Origin of the sequence: Microbacterium sp. M28, from assembly GCF_025836995.1 — a bacterium.
GTDB lineage: Bacteria > Actinomycetota > Actinomycetes > Actinomycetales > Microbacteriaceae > Microbacterium.
Map to the genome: position 1 here is coordinate 2,204,996 of NZ_CP107546.1, position 16,013 is coordinate 2,221,008.

The 16,013-nt window shown below is 68.9% G+C and carries 17 protein-coding genes; 9 read left to right on the forward strand and 8 right to left on the reverse strand.

The features are described 5' to 3' along the window. Nucleotides 1–5: 5 nt before the first annotated feature. From OED01_RS10930 to trpS, 3 genes are all read left to right on the forward strand, one after another. Entirely contained in the window at nucleotides 6–845 is an 840-nt protein-coding gene (locus OED01_RS10930) for an exodeoxyribonuclease III (RefSeq protein ID WP_264155309.1), read from the forward strand. Between the two features lie 79 nt (nucleotides 846–924). Further along, nucleotides 925–1,452: a hypothetical protein gene (locus OED01_RS10935; RefSeq protein ID WP_264155310.1), complete on the forward strand. Its 528-nt coding sequence runs from the start codon at nucleotides 925–927 to the stop codon at nucleotides 1,450–1,452. A 38-nt stretch (nucleotides 1,453–1,490) separates the two neighbouring features. Then, a complete protein-coding gene (gene trpS, locus OED01_RS10940; protein WP_264155311.1) occupies nucleotides 1,491–2,495 on the forward strand; it encodes a tryptophan--tRNA ligase in 1,005 nt (334 codons plus the stop codon). 111 nt (nucleotides 2,496–2,606) lie between these two features. Here trpS and OED01_RS10945 read toward each other — a convergent pair whose 3' ends face one another. After that, complete coding sequence (locus tag OED01_RS10945) at nucleotides 2,607–3,434, reverse strand: endonuclease domain-containing protein (protein WP_264155312.1); 828 nt, start codon at nucleotides 3,432–3,434, stop codon at nucleotides 2,607–2,609. Between the two features lie 209 nt (nucleotides 3,435–3,643). Here OED01_RS10945 and OED01_RS10950 point away from each other — a divergent pair, with 209 nt between their 5' ends. After that, nucleotides 3,644–4,309 carry a hypothetical protein gene (locus OED01_RS10950; RefSeq protein ID WP_264155313.1) on the forward strand — a complete coding sequence of 222 codons (666 nt, stop codon included), beginning with the start codon at nucleotides 3,644–3,646 and terminating at the stop codon, nucleotides 4,307–4,309. 16 nt (nucleotides 4,310–4,325) lie between these two features. Here the strand turns inward: OED01_RS10950 and pth are convergent, their stop codons facing one another. Next, nucleotides 4,326–4,907 carry an aminoacyl-tRNA hydrolase gene (gene pth / locus OED01_RS10955; protein ID WP_264155314.1) on the reverse strand — a complete coding sequence of 194 codons (582 nt, stop codon included), beginning with the start codon at nucleotides 4,905–4,907 and terminating at the stop codon, nucleotides 4,326–4,328. A gap of 86 nt (nucleotides 4,908–4,993) precedes the next feature. Beyond that, nucleotides 4,994–5,608, reverse strand: a complete 615-nt coding sequence (locus OED01_RS10960) for a 50S ribosomal protein L25/general stress protein Ctc (RefSeq protein WP_264155315.1) — start codon at nucleotides 5,606–5,608, stop codon at nucleotides 4,994–4,996. A gap of 229 nt (nucleotides 5,609–5,837) precedes the next feature. Here OED01_RS10960 and OED01_RS10965 point away from each other — a divergent pair, with 229 nt between their 5' ends. Continuing rightward, nucleotides 5,838–5,963: a hypothetical protein gene (locus OED01_RS10965; protein ID WP_264155316.1), complete on the forward strand. Its 126-nt coding sequence runs from the start codon at nucleotides 5,838–5,840 to the stop codon at nucleotides 5,961–5,963. Nucleotides 5,964–6,072: 109 nt separating this feature from the next. After that, on the forward strand, nucleotides 6,073–7,524 hold the full coding sequence (gene gndA / locus OED01_RS10970; RefSeq protein WP_264155317.1) for an NADP-dependent phosphogluconate dehydrogenase: 1,452 nt from the start codon (nucleotides 6,073–6,075) through the stop codon (nucleotides 7,522–7,524). Nucleotides 7,525–7,581: 57 nt separating this feature from the next. Here the strand turns inward: gndA and OED01_RS10975 are convergent, their stop codons facing one another. The 4 genes from OED01_RS10975 to OED01_RS10990 are packed head-to-tail and all read right to left on the reverse strand — an operon-like array spanning nucleotide 7,582 to nucleotide 11,198. Next, nucleotides 7,582–8,814, reverse strand: coding sequence for an FAD-binding oxidoreductase (locus tag OED01_RS10975; protein WP_264155318.1), 1,233 nt, complete (start codon nucleotides 8,812–8,814; stop codon nucleotides 7,582–7,584). A gap of 46 nt (nucleotides 8,815–8,860) precedes the next feature. Continuing rightward, nucleotides 8,861–9,529 carry a bifunctional 4-hydroxy-2-oxoglutarate aldolase/2-dehydro-3-deoxy-phosphogluconate aldolase gene (locus OED01_RS10980; protein ID WP_264155319.1) on the reverse strand — a complete coding sequence of 223 codons (669 nt, stop codon included), beginning with the start codon at nucleotides 9,527–9,529 and terminating at the stop codon, nucleotides 8,861–8,863. Beyond that, nucleotides 9,523–10,674 carry a galactonate dehydratase gene (dgoD, locus tag OED01_RS10985; protein WP_264155320.1) on the reverse strand — a complete coding sequence of 384 codons (1,152 nt, stop codon included), beginning with the start codon at nucleotides 10,672–10,674 and terminating at the stop codon, nucleotides 9,523–9,525. The genes OED01_RS10980 and dgoD overlap by 7 nt, the downstream gene beginning before the upstream one ends. Then, entirely contained in the window at nucleotides 10,671–11,198 is a 528-nt protein-coding gene (locus OED01_RS10990; protein WP_413231579.1) for a gluconokinase, read from the reverse strand. The genes dgoD and OED01_RS10990 overlap by 4 nt, the downstream gene beginning before the upstream one ends. A gap of 112 nt (nucleotides 11,199–11,310) precedes the next feature. On the opposite strand from OED01_RS10990, the gene OED01_RS10995 reads away from it, so the two are divergent. The 3 genes from OED01_RS10995 to OED01_RS11005 are packed head-to-tail and all read left to right on the forward strand — an operon-like array spanning nucleotide 11,311 to nucleotide 14,407. Next, nucleotides 11,311–12,096, forward strand: a complete 786-nt coding sequence (locus tag OED01_RS10995; RefSeq protein WP_264155321.1) for a FadR/GntR family transcriptional regulator — start codon at nucleotides 11,311–11,313, stop codon at nucleotides 12,094–12,096. Between the two features lie 44 nt (nucleotides 12,097–12,140). Further along, nucleotides 12,141–12,869 carry a response regulator transcription factor gene (locus OED01_RS11000; RefSeq protein ID WP_264155322.1) on the forward strand — a complete coding sequence of 243 codons (729 nt, stop codon included), beginning with the start codon at nucleotides 12,141–12,143 and terminating at the stop codon, nucleotides 12,867–12,869. Then, a complete protein-coding gene (locus tag OED01_RS11005; protein ID WP_318841105.1) occupies nucleotides 12,866–14,407 on the forward strand; it encodes a sensor histidine kinase in 1,542 nt (513 codons plus the stop codon). Before OED01_RS11000 ends, OED01_RS11005 begins: the two co-directional genes overlap by 4 nt. A gap of 3 nt (nucleotides 14,408–14,410) precedes the next feature. Here the strand turns inward: OED01_RS11005 and OED01_RS11010 are convergent, their stop codons facing one another. Next, entirely contained in the window at nucleotides 14,411–15,985 is a 1,575-nt protein-coding gene (locus tag OED01_RS11010; protein WP_264155323.1) for a flavodoxin reductase, read from the reverse strand. Nucleotides 15,986–16,013: the final 28 nt, after the last annotated feature.

Here is a 16,013-nt window from a genome sequence, read left to right on the forward strand (position 1 = left end):
ACGACATGCCTCATCTGCGTATCGCCACGGTCAATGTCAACGGGATCAGGGCGGCCGCCCGCAACGGCATGAGCACCTGGCTGGATGCCGCTGACATCGACATCCTCACGCTGCAGGAGGTCCGCGGACAGGACGAGCATCTGGAAGCGGCGCTGCCCGGATGGTCGATCATCCACGACGAGGCGACGGCCAAGGGCCGCGCCGGCGTCGCCATCGCCAGCCGCACCCCGGCGCTGGCCGTCCGCACCGCGATCGGACCGGACGATTTCGACTCGCGCGGCCGGTGGATCGAGGGCGACTTCCTCCTCGGTGACCGGCCGCTTACCGTCGTGAGCGCCTACGTGCACTCCGGCGAGGCCGACACCCCCAAGCAGGACGAGAAGTGGCGTTTCCTCGATGCTCTCGGACCCCGGCTCGGCGAGCTCGGCGCCGACGGGGCTCTGGCGCTCGTCACGGGCGATCTCAACGTCGGCCACCGCGAGCTGGACATCAGGAACTGGCGCGGCAATCGGAAGAAGGCCGGCTTCCTGCCGCGCGAGCGCGCGTACTTCGATCGGTTCCTCGGCGCAGCGGGCGTCGAGATCGAAGCCGTCGACGGCACGGCGGGCACCGGGATGGGCTGGGTCGACGTGGGTCGTCGCTTCCACGGCGAGGTGGACGGCCCGTACACCTGGTGGTCCATGCGCGGCAAGGCGTTCGACAACGACTCCGGCTGGCGGATCGACTATCACCTGGCCAGCCCGGCTCTCGCCGAGCACGTCGAGTCGTACCACGTCGCGCGGGCGGCATCCTACGATCAGCGCTGGAGCGACCACGCACCCGTCGTGGTCGACTACCGCTTCTGACACAGCCTCGGGTTTTCCCGAACCGTTCCGCGGGTTCTCCCGGTGGGAGACGAAGGCTGCGGCGACCAGTGTTGATCGGGTGAAGATCCGACACCTCTGGCGCACGTGGCTCGCCTGTCTCGTCGCGTGCCTGCCGATCCTCGTCCTGCTCCTCGTCCCGCAGCTCATGCGCAGTCGCGCAGGGAGTTCGTCCTCTCTGATGATCGGCGTCGGCCTGCTGCTCATCCTGCTGATCGCGGCGTTCGTCCTCGCTCCGGCGATCTCGGCCTGGCTCTCCCCCGCACCGCGATGGCGACCGCGCAGCGCTCTGCGAACGGCCGATGCCGTCTGGCGCCGTCAACCCGGTCAGGCTCTGCTCGCGCTGTCGGCCGGCTTCGGCGTCTACGCGATCGGACAGGTCGTCGGCTACGGGCTCGCCCAGGCGCTACCGCACGTCCACGACAATCCCGCGTTCGCGACGGATCCCGGCCAAGCGCCGTGGATCATCGACTACCCGGCGTTCGTGCTGCAGGCTGTGGTCCTCTACGCGATGACGGCGCTCGCTGTGGCCGTGTACGCCTGGCGGATGCGTGCGCTGGGCACGCACGTTCCTGCCCTGACCGCTTGAGGAGCGTCGACCCTTGTCGCCGCCCTAGGATTGAGTGCGTGACCAAGCCTCGCCTCTACTCCGGAATGCAGCCCTCAGCCGACTCCCTCCAGATCGGCAACTACATCGGGGCGCTGCTGCAGTGGCGAGATCTGCAGAGCTCCTACGACGCGTACTTCTCCGTGGTCGACATGCATGCGCTGACCGTCGCGCAGGACCCCAAGGAGCTGCGCGAGAAGACCCGCCGGACCGCCGCCCAGTACATCGCCGCCGGCATCGAGCCCTCGCTATCGACGTTGTACGTGCAGTCGCACGTCCGTGCGCACGCCGAACTGGCGTGGATCCTCTCCACGATCACCGGCTTCGGCGAGGCCGGTCGGATGACCCAGTTCAAGGACAAGTCCACCCGCTACGGCGCCGACGCGACCTCGGTCGGACTGTTCACGTATCCGGTCCTGATGGCCGCCGACATCCTGCTCTACCAGACGGATGTCGTCCCCGTCGGCGACGATCAGAAGCAGCACGTCGAGCTCACGCGCGACCTCGCGGAGCGCTTCAACTCCCGATTCGGTACCGCTTTCGTGGTGCCCGCGCCCGTGATCCAGAAGGACACGGCGCGCATCTACGATCTGCAGAACCCGACGTCGAAGATGTCGAAGTCCGCGGAGAGCGACGCTGGGGTGCTGTGGCTGCTTGACGACCCGGCGAAGACGGCCAAGAAGATCATGCGAGCCGTCACGGATGCCGACGGCAGCGTGCGCTTCGACCGCGAGACCAAGCCGGGTGTCTCCAATCTCCTCACGATCTACGCGGCGCTGACGGGGCGGCAGGTCGCGTCCATCGAGGACGAGTACGCCGGTCGCGGCTACGGCGACTTCAAGAAGGGCCTCGCCGAGGTCGTCGTCGACGAGTTCGAGCCGGTGCGCACGCGTGCTCTCGAGCTGCTCGACGATCCGGCCGAACTCGATCGCATCCTCGCGGTGAACGCCGCCAAGGCCGACGCGGTCGCAGACGCGACGCTCTCCGACGTGTACGACAAGGTCGGACTGCTGCGTCGAGTCTGAGGGTCGTCGCGCCTCCACGAACTCCTGCAGAATCCCGGCCGGGAGATGCAGCCGGGCGTCCGGCGTGCGGATCTGCAGGAGTTCGCACCAGGTTCAGGGTGCACGCGCGGGCTATGGACGGCGGTTGCGCAGGATGCCACGCAAGGCGGCCTGAACGCGGTCCGGGTGGTACATGATGTCCTCGGCGAGCAGACGCAGCACGCAGTAGCCGAGGGCCGCCAATGCCAGATCGCGCCTGCGATCGTTCAGCTGCGCCTCCATCGATGAGTGATGAGCGCGGCTGTCGCATTCGATGACGAGCCAGCCGTCGACCACGAGGTCCACCCGACCGACGCCGTCGATCAGAACCTGGAGTTCGATCGACGCTCCCGTCGCCCGAAGCATCAGTCGCACCAGCGTCTCCGGGCCGGATTCGCTGCGAGGATCCAGCAGACCGCGCATCCGCCGATATCGTCGAGGCAGGAGTTCGAAGACCGCGCCGATGTCGTCCTCGCCAACGAGTCCGAGATGCCATGCGCTGTCCATCGTCGCGATCGCCGCCCGGATGCCCTGGCAGCGCACCGCCTGTACGAGCGCCTGCACGATCGGCGCCATGATGTCATCGCGCTCCGCCGTGCTCTCGCGCCAGTGGCGCACCCACCCGTCAGGTGGGGTCGGGACGCGACTCGCCCCGCGATCGATCTGGATGTGGGGCCTCGAACGATCGAGGACGAACACTCCGAGTTCGGCGAGCAGCCAGACGCAGTCGATCCGGCCGCCGTGCTCCGCAGCGAACGCGGCGCTCTCGGGGACGCTCGTCAACGCGTACCAACCCCTTCGCAACCTACGCAGTCGCCCATCCGCGACGGCTGCGGTGATGTGACGCGGGTGCCACCCTTGAGTGCGGAGCTCACGCGTGCTGATGCGGCGGATCGCGTGCGATGCGAGAAAGGTGTTCATCCGCGCGATGATGCCGACACGCCCCGTCGCTGCGGGGTGTGATCCGGTGTTCTCGAACAACTCGCCGTTCGGGTGCGTCTGTGCAGAGCGAGCCGCGGTGGTCGTATCTCCTGCAGAATCGCCGGATTCGGACGAGACGCGGGCAGCGGCATCCAGAACTGCAGGAGTTCCGCACGAACAGCCGCAATGCGTGCCCGTAGGATTGGGGCGTGACCGACCCGCAGCAGCCAGACGGCTCCCGCCCGCCCTTCGCTCCGCCCGTGCCTCCGGCGCCTCGAGCGGACGGTTCGATCCCGGGGCCGAACGCGGCGCCCTCCGCACCGCCGGCATCGGGCGGCCACCCCGCACCTGGCGCATTCGTCGCGCCCTCCTCGCACGCACCCACCGGCGCCTATCAGGCCCCCGTCGGCGCCTATCAGGCCCCCGCCGGCGGATATCAGAGTGCCGCAGGACCGTACGAGGTTCCTGCGCCGCCGGCGCCGCAGTCGCGGACCACCGGCGTTCTGTCACTGATCCTGTCGCTCGCCGCGGCGGTCGTCATCCCGATCCTCGGTGCCGTCGCGGCCTGGGAGATCGGTCGCCGTCTCCCCGGGACGGTCGACGCTCTCGAGCCCGCTGATATGGACTCACTGGCGTTCCTGGCGCCGGCCCGCGATCAGGTGCTGTGGGCGGAGGTGTCCTTCTGGACGGGCACCGTGCTGGGCATCGTCGCGTTCATCCTCGGCATCCTGGCGATCGTCAAGCGCCGCGGACGAGGTATGGGCATCGCCGGCATCGTCGGCGCCGTCATCGGTCCGGTGATCTTCTTCACCGCCGTCTTCATCGCGCTCAGCATCGGCGCAGCCGTCGGCTCCGCCGAGCTCTACGGGATCTGAGCGCGGCCGCCACGACTCAGCGCGGTGCGTGGTGCTTCTGCTGCGCCGCGAGCAGCCCGTCGGCGACGAGCGTCTCGACGGCGTCCGCGGCATCCGAGACGAGGACCGGCAGGTTCTTGCGCTCCTCGCCGCCGAACGGGGCCAGCACCCAGTCCGCGGGATCCTGGCGACCGGGCGGGCGCCCGATTCCGACGCGCACCCGTGGGAAATCAGCGGTGGTGAGAGCGCTCGCGACATCCCGGACGCCGTTGTGGCCGCCGTGCCCACCGCCGACCTTGAGCTTGATCGCGTCGAACGGGATGTCCAGCTCGTCGTGCACGACGACGACCCGCTCCGCGGGTACCGAGTAGAACCGGGCCAACGCGGAGACCGGAGTGCCCGACACGTTCATGAACGTGTTCGGCTTCGCCAGCACGAGCTTGTCACCGCCGGGGCGGAGCCAGGTCTCGACGACGCGTGCGCCCGCCTTGTGCACGCGGAAGGCCTCCGAGCGGCGCTGTGCGAGCTCGTCGACGACCATCTGTCCGATGTTGTGCCGTGTGGTCTCGTAACGGGGGCCGGGATTGCCCAGTCCCACGATCAGCCACGTGTGCGCCACGCCGGCCTCCTCTCGAACATCGTCAGGATATGACAGAGGGGACACGATCGCTCGTGTCCCCTCTGTCGAAGTGCTCCCGTACGGGATTACTCCGCTGCGGCCTCTTCGGAAGCCTCGGTTGCAGCCTCGGACTCGCCCTCGGCGGCCTCGGGCTCCTCGGTGGCAGCCGGGACCGAGATCGCGACGATGAGCAGCTCGGGGTCCGCGAGCAGCGAAGAGCCCTTGGGCAGCTTCACGTCGGCCGCGGTGATGTGCGCGCCCTCCTCGAGCCCCTCGACGGAGACCTCGAAGTTCTCCGGGATGTGCGTCGCCTCGGCCTCGACGGCGAGCGTCGTGTTCTCGAGGTTGACGATCGTGCCGGCGAACGACTCACCGGTGACGACGATCGGGACGTCGACCTGGATCTTCTCGCCCTTCTTGACGACGAGGAGGTCGATGTGCTCGATGATCTGGTGCACGGGGTCCTTCTGAACGTCCTTGACCAGCGCGAGGTGCTGCTTGCCCTCGATGTCCAGCTCGAGCAGAGCGTTGGCACGGCGGATGATCAGCGCGACCTGGTGGCCGGGCAGCGCCACGTGGACCGGGTCGGTGCCGTGACCGTAGAGGACGGCGGGGATCTTGCCTGCAGCGCGCAGACGGCGGGCGAAGCCCTTGCCGAAGCTGTCGCGCAGCTCGGCGGTGACCTTGGTGTCGTCAGACATTGGTTCTCCTTCGGGGCACGCGACGAAGGGCCGCGTGGTGGTCTTGAGTTCGGCTTCTCGATTGCAGTCGCGAGGAAATCAGCCACGAGGACAGCTTCGCCGCGTCGATCACGGATGCCGCGCACGCGAAGCATCCCTCGCCGAGGAACCTCTCAATCGTACCCGATGCACCGGTAGGCTGAAGACACACGGCAATTCCGCCCCGATCCCACGAACCTGGAGTCCTGCAATGCTCGACGGCGCCTTCCTCTCCCACGCGATCGCCTGGCTCATCGGCGCCATGGCCGTCTGCGCCGGTGTGTTCACCTTCGGTGCGCTGTTCGCGATGGGACGCTCCGGCTACCGCAAGGACTGAGCCTCACAAGGTAACGCGGACATTGTGCGCGAGCACACCGAGTAATCTGAAGACGTCCGGAGCAGCTCTCCGAAGCGCCCGGGCGATCCCCCTCACGGAAGGTGCATCAATGTCCTCTGCCGGTCAGGCAAACATCGGAGTCGTCGGACTCGCCGTCATGGGTTCGAACCTCGCCCGCAACCTCGCCAGCCGCGAGGGCAACACGGTGGCGATCTTCAACCGCAGCTACGAGAAGACCCAGACGCTGCTCGACGAGCACCCCGAGGCCGGGTTCGTTCCGGCGTCGACGTACCAGGAGTTCGCCGACGCGCTGCAGAAGCCGCGTACCGCGATCATCATGGTCAAGGCCGGCCGTCCGACGGATGCCGTGATCGACGCCCTGCTCGAGGTCTTCGAGCCGGGTGACATCATCGTCGACGGCGGCAACGCGTACTTCCCCGACACGATCCGCCGCGAGAAGGCCGTCCGCGAGACCGGTGTGAACTTCGTCGGCGCCGGCATCTCCGGTGGCGAGGAGGGCGCGCTCACCGGCCCGAGCATCATGCCCGGCGGCTCCGACGAGTCGTGGGTCACGCTCGGACCGATCCTCAAGTCGATCGCCGCGATCGCCGAGGGCGAGCCGTGTGTCACGCACGTCGGCCACGACGGCGCCGGTCACTTCGTGAAGATGGTGCACAACGGCATCGAGTACGCCGACATGCAGCTCATCGCCGAGGCGTACGACCTGATCCGCCGGGGCACCGGCAAGACTCCGGCGGAGATCGCGGACATCTTCGCCGATTGGAACAAGGGCGAGCTGGAGTCCTACCTGATCGAGATCACCGCCGAGGTGCTGCGTCAGGTGGATGCCGAGACCGGAAAGCCGCTCGTCGACGTCATCCTCGACCAGGCCGGCGCCAAGGGCACCGGCGCCTGGACGGTCCAGACCGCGCTGTCGCTCGGCGTTCCGGTCTCCGGCATCGCCGAGGCGACGTTCGCACGGTCGCTGTCCAGCCACCCCGAGCAGCGCGCCGTCGCCGGAGCGCTCCCCGGTCCGGACGAGGCGTTCACCGTGTCGGACGAGGCCGCGTTCATCGAGGACGTCCGTCTCGCGCTGTACGCGTCGAAGATCGTCGCGTACTCGCAGGGCTTCGATGAGATCCGTGCCGGTGCGGCCGAATACGACTGGAACATCGACCTCGGCGCGATCAGCAAGATCTGGCGCGGCGGCTGCATCATCCGCGCCCAGTTCCTCAACCGCATCGCGGACGCCTACGCCGAGACCCCCGACCTGCCGGTCCTCATGACGGCACCGTACTTCGCCGAGGCGCTCACCCGCGGCCAGTCGGCATGGCGTCGCGTCGTCGTCACCGCCGCGCAGGCCGGGATCCCGGCTCCGGCGTTCTCGTCGTCGCTGTCGTACTACGACGGTATCCGCGCCGACCGCCTGCCGGCGGCGCTCGTCCAGGGTCAGCGCGACTTCTTCGGTGCGCACACCTACAAGCGCATCGACAAGGAAGGCACGTTCCACACGCTGTGGTCGGGCGACCGCACGGAGATCGAGGCCGAAGACACGCACTGACGCGTCAGATCAGGCGAGAAGGGCCGGGAGCATCGCGCTCCCGGCCCTTCTGCCGTCTCACGGCACGATGTTGTGGTTGCGTCGGAACAGGTTCTCCGGATCCCAGACCCGCTTGATCTCGGCGAGACGCGCATGCGCCGCACTCGTGAACATCCCCGGCACGGCCGCCGGGCGTTCGGTGGCGGCGAAGTTGCCGTACTCCGCGATTCGGTCCTGCTCGATGCGCTCCCAGTCCGCGAGGATGCTGGTCCGCGCTTCGTCATCGACGAGGCCCGGAATGTCGAACGCACCGGCCATCACGAACCAGGTCGCCTCCCGCGCAGGGAAGGCCGTGGATTCCTGGTCGATCTCGCCGAACGCGCCGCCGAGCGAACGAAGGAACACCACGGACACCGGGTAGGCAGCGCGAAACGCCACAAGGCGGTCGATGAGGTCGTCATCGAGCCGGGCGAACAGACCGTTGCCTCCGATGAAGCCCGGGGGCAGCTGCTCCGCCCCCTCGGGCGGCGTCGGCGGCACCATCAGGATGTCGCGGTAGGCCGGAGTCGTGATCGTGGTGGAGACGCCGTCGATCGCGGAGATCGGCGCGAGCGCCTGGCGCAGTCGCTCGGCATCCGTGCCGGCCCAGACAGCACTGAGGCTGGCTCCGGCGGGGGCACTGGGGTCCATGGCCGGCACGTCCATGTACGTGAGGGTGAGCTCGCGCGGGGCATCCTGCATGACGTCGCGGGCGGTCCGCAGCACGACGGCGGGGTCTGCGGTGAGCGCGTTCTCGGCGAACACGATGCCGTCGAGCTCGTGCGCGGCGAAGTCGAAGCGCGTGACGATGCCGAAGTTGCCTCCGCCGCCGCGCAGCGCCCAGAAGAGGTCGGGGTTCTCGGTCGCGGATGCCTCGACGACATCGCCGGTCGCCGTGACGATCTGTGCGCCCACGAGCTGGTCGACGGCGAGACCCCACGCGCGCACCATCCATCCGATGCCGCCGCCGAGGGTGAGTCCGCCGACGCCGACCGTCGCGGTGTCGCCCGAACTGATCGCGAGCCCGTTCGGACCGATCGCCGCGGCGACGTCCCCCCAGACGGCCCCGCCGCCGACGTGGACGGTCGTCCCGTCTATCTCGATGTCGGCGAAATCGGCGAGTTCGATGCGCAGCCCTTCGGATGCGCCGTGGGACCACGGTCCGTGACCACCGGCGACGACGGTGATCGGCAGGGACTCGTGGCGTGCGCGCCGCACGGCGGCGGCGACCTCTTCAACGGTGGTGGGGCGGATGACGACGGATTCGGTCATGCCGCAAACGTAGTACCGGCGACTGACATCCGTCCCCGTCGTGCGCTCAGGGCGAAACCGCCCCCGGCTCTGCCGCCTCGAGCGCCGCACGGAACGCCGCGGCTCGAGACGCCAGTGCCGCGAGATCGCCGCCAGGACGAGCGGCATCGCCGACCAGCGGTCCGCCGATCCCGAAGCCGAATGCGCCGGCTCCGAGATAGTCTCCGATGCTCTCGACCGTCACGCCGCCGACCGGCAGTATGCGCGCGTCAGGCAGAGGGTCGCGCACGGCCTTGACGAACCCCGGCCCGAGCGCGGATGCCGGGAACAGCTTGACCGCTGCCGCCCCCATTTCCATGCCGCGGTGGATCTCCGTCGGGGTGTACACGCCGGGCAGCACCCCGAGGCGCTGCCCGATCGCATAGCCCACGGAGGGTGCGAGCGTGGGGGTGACGATGAACTGCGCGCCGGCGTCGACGGCATGGTCGACGTCCGCCTCGGTGAGGACGGTGCCGGCTCCCACCAGCGCCCCGGCCGGGGCATCCGCGACGAGCTGACGGATCGCCTCGCCCGCGTCCTTCAGCGTGAGCGCGATCTCGACCGTGCCGATACCGGCCTCGATCAGGGTCCGCGCGGCGACGACCGTCGCATCCACATCGGTTCCGCGCAGGATCGCGACGATGCGCTCCCGGCGGACGCGCTCGCGCAGCTGGTCGTTGTCCACGATGCTCACCATTCGGCCACCGAACCGTCGTCGTGGCGCCAGATGGGGTTCTGCCAGGTCTCCCAGCGCGATGCCGCCTGGCGGACGGCCTGCTCGTCGATCTCGATCCCGAGGCCGGGGCCGGTGAGGCGCTCGAAGGATCCGTCGACGAACTTGAGCGGTCCGGTATCAAGGACGTAGTCCAGCACCTCGGCTCCCTTGTTGTAGTGGATGCCGATCGACTGCTCCTGGATGAGGTAGTTCGGGGTCGCGAATCCGACCTGCAGGCACGCCGCCAGCGCCAGCGGACCCAGCGGACAGTGCGGGGCCAGCGTCACGTCGAAGGTCTCGGCGAGAGCCGCGATGCGCCGCACCTCGGAGATGCCTCCGGCGTGAGACAGATCGGGCTGCGCGATCCCGATCCCGGCCTGCAGGACCGGAAGGAACTCCTGACGGCTGTAGAGGCGCTCGCCCGTTGCGATCGGCACGGTGGTCGCGTCCACCATCCTGCCGATGACGTGCGAGTTCTCCGGCACGACGGGTTCCTCGATGAAGAACGGATGCAGCGGTTCGAGCATCGGCGCCAGACGCCGGGCCGTGGCCAGCGAGAAGCGTCCGTGCAGGTCGACGGCGACATCCCGGTCGGGCCCGAGAACCGCTCTCGCGCTGGCGACGCGCGCGACGACGCCGTCGAGCTCGGTGACCGATCCGTTTCGCCCCATCCGACCGGAGGCGTTCATCTTGACGGCCGTCAGACCGACCTCCAGCTGCGCGGTGATCTGGTCGGCGACTTCGGACGGATCGTCGCCGCCCACCCAGCCGTACGCGCGTATGCGCTCACGGACCGCGCCGCCGAGCAGATCATGCACGGGGACGCCGAGGCGCTTGCCCTTGATGTCCCACAGCGCCTGATCGACACCGGACACGGCGCTCGCCAGCACCGCGCCGCCGCGGTAGAACTGGCCCTTGGTCAGCACCTGCCAGTGATCCTCGATGACACCGGGGTCCTTGCCGATCAGGTACGCGGCGAACTGCTCGACGGCCACTCGGACGACGTCGCCGTAGCCCTCCAGCGACGCCTCACCCCACCCGACGATCCCGTCGCTCGTCTCGATCCGCACGAACAGCCATCGGGGTGCGACAGGGAGCGCCTCGACGCGCGAGATGATCGAGGTCACGCGAGCGCCTCCGCCTCGCCGAAGAGCGCGGCGACGACCGTGTCGACGATCTGCTCGGGCGTCTGCACCACGCTGACGCGAAGGCCGCGCTCGTCCTCCGCGAGCGGCTCGAGCGTGTCGTACTGCGACTGGAGCAGGGTCGCAGGCATGTACTCGTGCGTACGCGCACCGACCCGCTCGGCGACCAGCTCGATCGGGCCCCACGGCTCCACGAAGCGGACGTCCGGCTCGTGCGAGCGGATCAGGTCCCGGTAGGTGCGACGCAGCGCCGAGCATGCCACGACGACCCCGGTCGCCTTGTGGGCGGCGAGCGTCTCACCGACGGCGTGCAGCCATGGCTCGCGGTCGGCGTCCGTCAGGGGGATCCCCGCCGCCATGGACTCGACGTTGCGCGGCGGGTGCAGCCGGTCGCCGTCGATGAAGGGCACGCCCAGCCGGTCTCCCAGCAGACGCCCGATCGTCGATTTCCCGATGCCCTGCACACCCATGACCACGACCGTGATCGCATTCTTCGTCAACGTCATCCTTTCGTCGCGCCCGCCGTGGGCGCGGAATCCTCATATCTGCCTCAAGCTGACGCTATCGACTTAAAGTCAGACAATTCAACCTGTGTGACGGGAAAGATATGCTGATGCGATGACCGACCTCGCCGGCACCGACCCGCTTCCGACCCTCCCGCCCGCGGTCGGCGACCTGCGCAACATGGTCCTGGACACTCTCGGCAGAGAGATCTGCGCAGGACGGATCGCGTCGGAGACGATCTTCACGACCGAGTCGATCGAGAGCCGCTTCCAGGTCTCGCGCCCCGTCGTGCGCGAGGCACTGCGTGCTCTTCAACAGCTCGGGATGGTGGCACCCAAGCGTCGCATCGGCGTTCGCGTCCTCCCGCCGAGCGAGTGGAACGCATACGATCTCCAGGTCATCCGCTGGCGTCTCGCCGGGCCGGGGCGCGTCGCGCAGCTGCGGTCGTTGACCGAACTGCGCGGTGCGATCGAACCGGCAGCGGCACGACTGGCCGCGATGCGCGCGCCGCTCGACCGCGCGAGCGATCTGGTCGGGCTCGCCGGGCGCGTCTGGGCCGCCGGTCGCCAGGGGGATGCCGAGGAGTTCCTCCGCGTCGACCTGCAGTTTCATCGCCTGATCCTGGAGATGAGCGGGAACGAGATGTTCGCGCAGCTGCACAGCCTCGTCGAGGAGGTGCTGCGCGGCCGCACGCACTACCGTCTGATGCCGCAGTTCCCAGCGCCGGAGGCGCTCCAGTGGCACGTCGACATCGCCACCGCGATCCAGACGGGCAACGCCGACAAGGCGGCACAGGCGACGATCGCGATCACAGAGCGTGCCCTGACCGAGATGTCCTCGATCTGGGAGCAGCAGCTCGATCGTCACGAGGGCGACGCGGAATTCACAGCCGCCCCATAACAGGCTCCATAGAAATCTCATAGGAGACGCCTCAGAATGGTGTCATGACCACCGATCTGCCTGAACTCCGCCGCGCGGACGGCTCGCCGCTGCGCATCCTCGCCGTCGACGACGAGCAGATGCTCACGGACCTCCTGGCCATGGCGCTGCGCATGGAGGGCTGGGAGGTGCGCACCGCGTCATCCGGCCTGGAAGCGTTGCAGGTGGCCCGCGAGTTCGAGCCGGATGCGCTCGTGCTCGACATCATGATGCCCGACCTCGACGGCATGTCGGTTCTGCGCCGCCTGCGCGAGTCAGGCAACTTCGTTCCGGTGCTGTTCCTGACCGCGAAGGATGCCGTCGCCGACCGCATCGCAGGTCTGACCGCCGGAGGCGACGACTACGTCACCAAGCCCTTCAGCCTGGAGGAGATCATCGCCCGCCTCCGCGCGATCATCCGCCGCAGCGGCCAGGCCACGGCGGACGACTCCCAGTCGATCCTGCGCGTCGCCGACCTGACGCTCAACGAGGACAGCCACGAGGTCGTCCGCGGCGGCGACGAGATCGAGCTCACCGCGACCGAGTTCGAACTGCTGCGCTATCTCATGCGCAACGAACGACGGGTGCTGTCCAAGGCCCAGATCCTGGACCGCGTGTGGAGCTACGACTTCGGCGGCAAGTCCTCGGTCGTCGAGCTCTACATCTCCTACCTGCGCAAGAAGATCGATGCCGGCCGCACTCCCCTGCTGCACACCGTCCGCGGCGTCGGCTACATGATCAAGGCCCCGCAGTGACCACGACGAACCCCGCGCGACGGCCGGTCACCCTGCAGACCCGGCTGATGGCTGCCGTGATCGGGTTCGTCTCCCTCATCCTCATCATCGTCGCCGTCATCACCAGCGCGACGCTGGGCACCACCCTCGAGAACCAGCTCGATCAGAAGGTGCTCTCCAACCTCGCGCGCCTCGAGTCCTATACGGACAACAGGGCGCCTCTGGCCCGCATCACGGGCCAGGAGCTCACCGCCGAGATGGTGATGAAGGGCGTCACCTCCGCCGATGGCGTGGTCCTCGCGATCGCCGGCGGTCAGGACTCGATCCCCCCGAGCGGCGTTGTGGTCGAACAGGGCACGACGACTCCGCTCACGCAGACGCAGTTGCGCCAGATCGATCAGGAGCTCGAGGATTCGCGACTGGTCACCGTCACCATCGACGACCTGGGTTCGTACCGGATCGCGGCGACGCAGACCCAGCACGGCGGCATCACCGTCGTCACCGGCCTCCCTCGGGACGAGATCCAGAACACGCTCGCTCGCCTGTTCACGGTCATCGCGATGGCTACTCTCGGAGGGCTCATCCTCCTGGCGCTCACGACGGCGATCACGATCCGCGTCGGACTCCGCCCGCTTCGGGCTGTGGCCGCGACGGCGACCCGCGTGGCCAACCAGCCGCTGGATCGGGGCGAGGTCTCGATCACCGAGCGGGTCCCGGCGGCCGAGGCCGACCCCCGCACCGAGACGGGTCTGGTCGGCGCGGCTCTGAACACCCTGCTGGACCACGTCGACAGCTCGCTGTCCGCCCGCCAGCAGAACGAGGAACGGATGCGGCGCTTCGTCGCCGACGCCAGCCACGAGTTGCGCACCCCGCTCGCCTCGATCCGCGGCTACTCCGAGCTGTCCCTCAAGGCGCTCAGCAGAGCCGAACAGGCCGGGACCGCCGCGACGCCGGCCGCCATGGAGAGCACCGGCTCCGCCCTGGAGCGCATCCAGGCCCAGTCGATACGCATGACACGGCTGGTCGAGGACCTCCTGCTCCTGGCGCGACTGGACGAGGGACGCGAGCTCGTGCACGGCACCGTCGACCTGACGCAGCTCGCCGTCGAAGGCGTCGCGGATGCCCGCCCCACGGCCCCGGATCACGCCTGGGATCTCGAGATCCCTGCAGAGCCGGTCACGGTCGTCGGCGACGCCGGACGTCTGCACCAGGTCGTGACGAACCTCCTCGCGAACGCGCGCACCCACACTCCGGCCGGTACGACGATCACCATGACCGTGTCGCAGGACGGCGACCACGGCATCCTGCGGGTCCATGACGACGGCCCTGGGATCGACCCAGCGGTACGCGATGAGCTGTTCGCGCGATTCGTGCGGGGCGACAGCTCGCGGGCCCGTCAGACCGGAGGCACCGGCCTCGGCTTGGCGATCGTGAAGGCGATCGTCGACGGACACCACGGCGACATCGCCGTCGACAGCGAGCCGGGGTCCACGACCTTCACCGTCCGCCTCCCCGTGAACCCGGCATCGCCCGGCCGGGGCGCCGGGGGCGCGAGCTGAGGATCAGTACCCGGCGAACGCGTCGGTCGTGAGCGATCGCGCCTTGTGCATCGCCGGCGCGAGATCGGCGATGAGGCGGGGCGGACCCGAGATGAACGCGTGCCTGCCCGACAGGTCGCCCACGACGCGCTCGAGATGCTCGGCGTCGAGGCGCACACCGCCGGCCCAGCGCCAGTGCGGCGGCAGGTCCTCCGGCTCCGCACGGGTGAAGACGATCACGGGCACTCCGGTCGCGGCCAACTCGTCGCGGAACGCCAGCTCCGCAGGGTCCGACGCGACGTACACGAGCACGATGTCGCGCTGCTGTCCGGTGCTGGCCAGCTGACGCAGCTGCGAGACGAACGGCGTCACGCCGATCCCGGCTGCGACCATCAGCACGGGAGCCTCGCCACGCGGCAGGAGGAAGTCGCCCCACGTACCGGTCACGGCGAGCGTCGCCCCCGGCTCCGCGGCCGCGAGGGCGCGCTTGTAGCTGGACGGATGCTTCTGATCGCCGTTCTTGTACGCGATGCGCAGGGTAGGCAGGTCAGCGGGTGCGGAGACGATGCTGAACTCGCGGCGCGTGCCCCTGGCATCCGGACGCCGGTGCGGCACGTCCAGCTCGAGGTACTGCCCTGCCAGGAACCGGAGCTTCCCCCGCGCCTGGAACGTGAGCTCCTGGACGGTCGGCGTGATGAACTCGCGGCTGCGGAGCGTCAGCCGGACCGAGCCGCGGAGGGCGAAGGCGAAGGCGATCAGGTTGCCGATCAGCAGGGCCCGCTCCTGGCCGAGCGTGAACAGCCCGGCGACCGAGATCGGCCAGCCGGCGAGCACGCCGACCGCGCCGGCGACCCAGAACTGCTGCCACCGCCGCGGTGGAAGCGTGAGCGGCTCGGACAGCATGAACGCGCCGAGGAACAGGAACGGCGTCTGCAGCACCGCGAACGACAGTGCCGTGCCGAGCTCGACATCGAGCCCGAACTGCTGCGCCTGGATGAACTGCCGCAGAACTGCGGTAGCGACCGCGATCAGAACGAAGACCAGCACGACCCTGACCTTCTCGGTGCGCCACAGCACCAGGAGGCCGAGGACCGCGACGGGCAGCGCCATCGACGGCGTGCCGATCCACCAGGACGAGGACGTGCCCAGCCATTCGAGCGCGCCGAACGCTCCCAGGATCGACACGACCGCGGCGCCGAACGCCGCGGGGTTGAAGATGTGCCGTCCGCGCCAGGCGATGATGTACTTCGACAGGCTCGCCAGCGCGCCGGCCAGCGCCAGCCCCAGGATCGCGGCCGGCTCGTAACCGGGTCGGAGCACGAACAGCAGGATGAGCGCCGTCACGAGGGAGGACTCGACGCGCCACGGCAATCGCAGGATGCGCTGCGCGACGGCATCCACCACCGAGATCACCACCGTCAGCACGACGAAGGAGACGAGGATCTCCAGCGGCGTGGGGGCGACGATCACGCCGAGAGCCGACAGCGCGACGGCGATCACCGCCAGGGTCGCGAGGGCCGCCAGGACGAGCCGGTACATCGAGACTGAGCCCAGCCGGGCCAGGACCTGCTGTCGGAATGCGGTGAAGGACGTCGTCACGATACTCACTCTGCCGTATCCGCCGGCG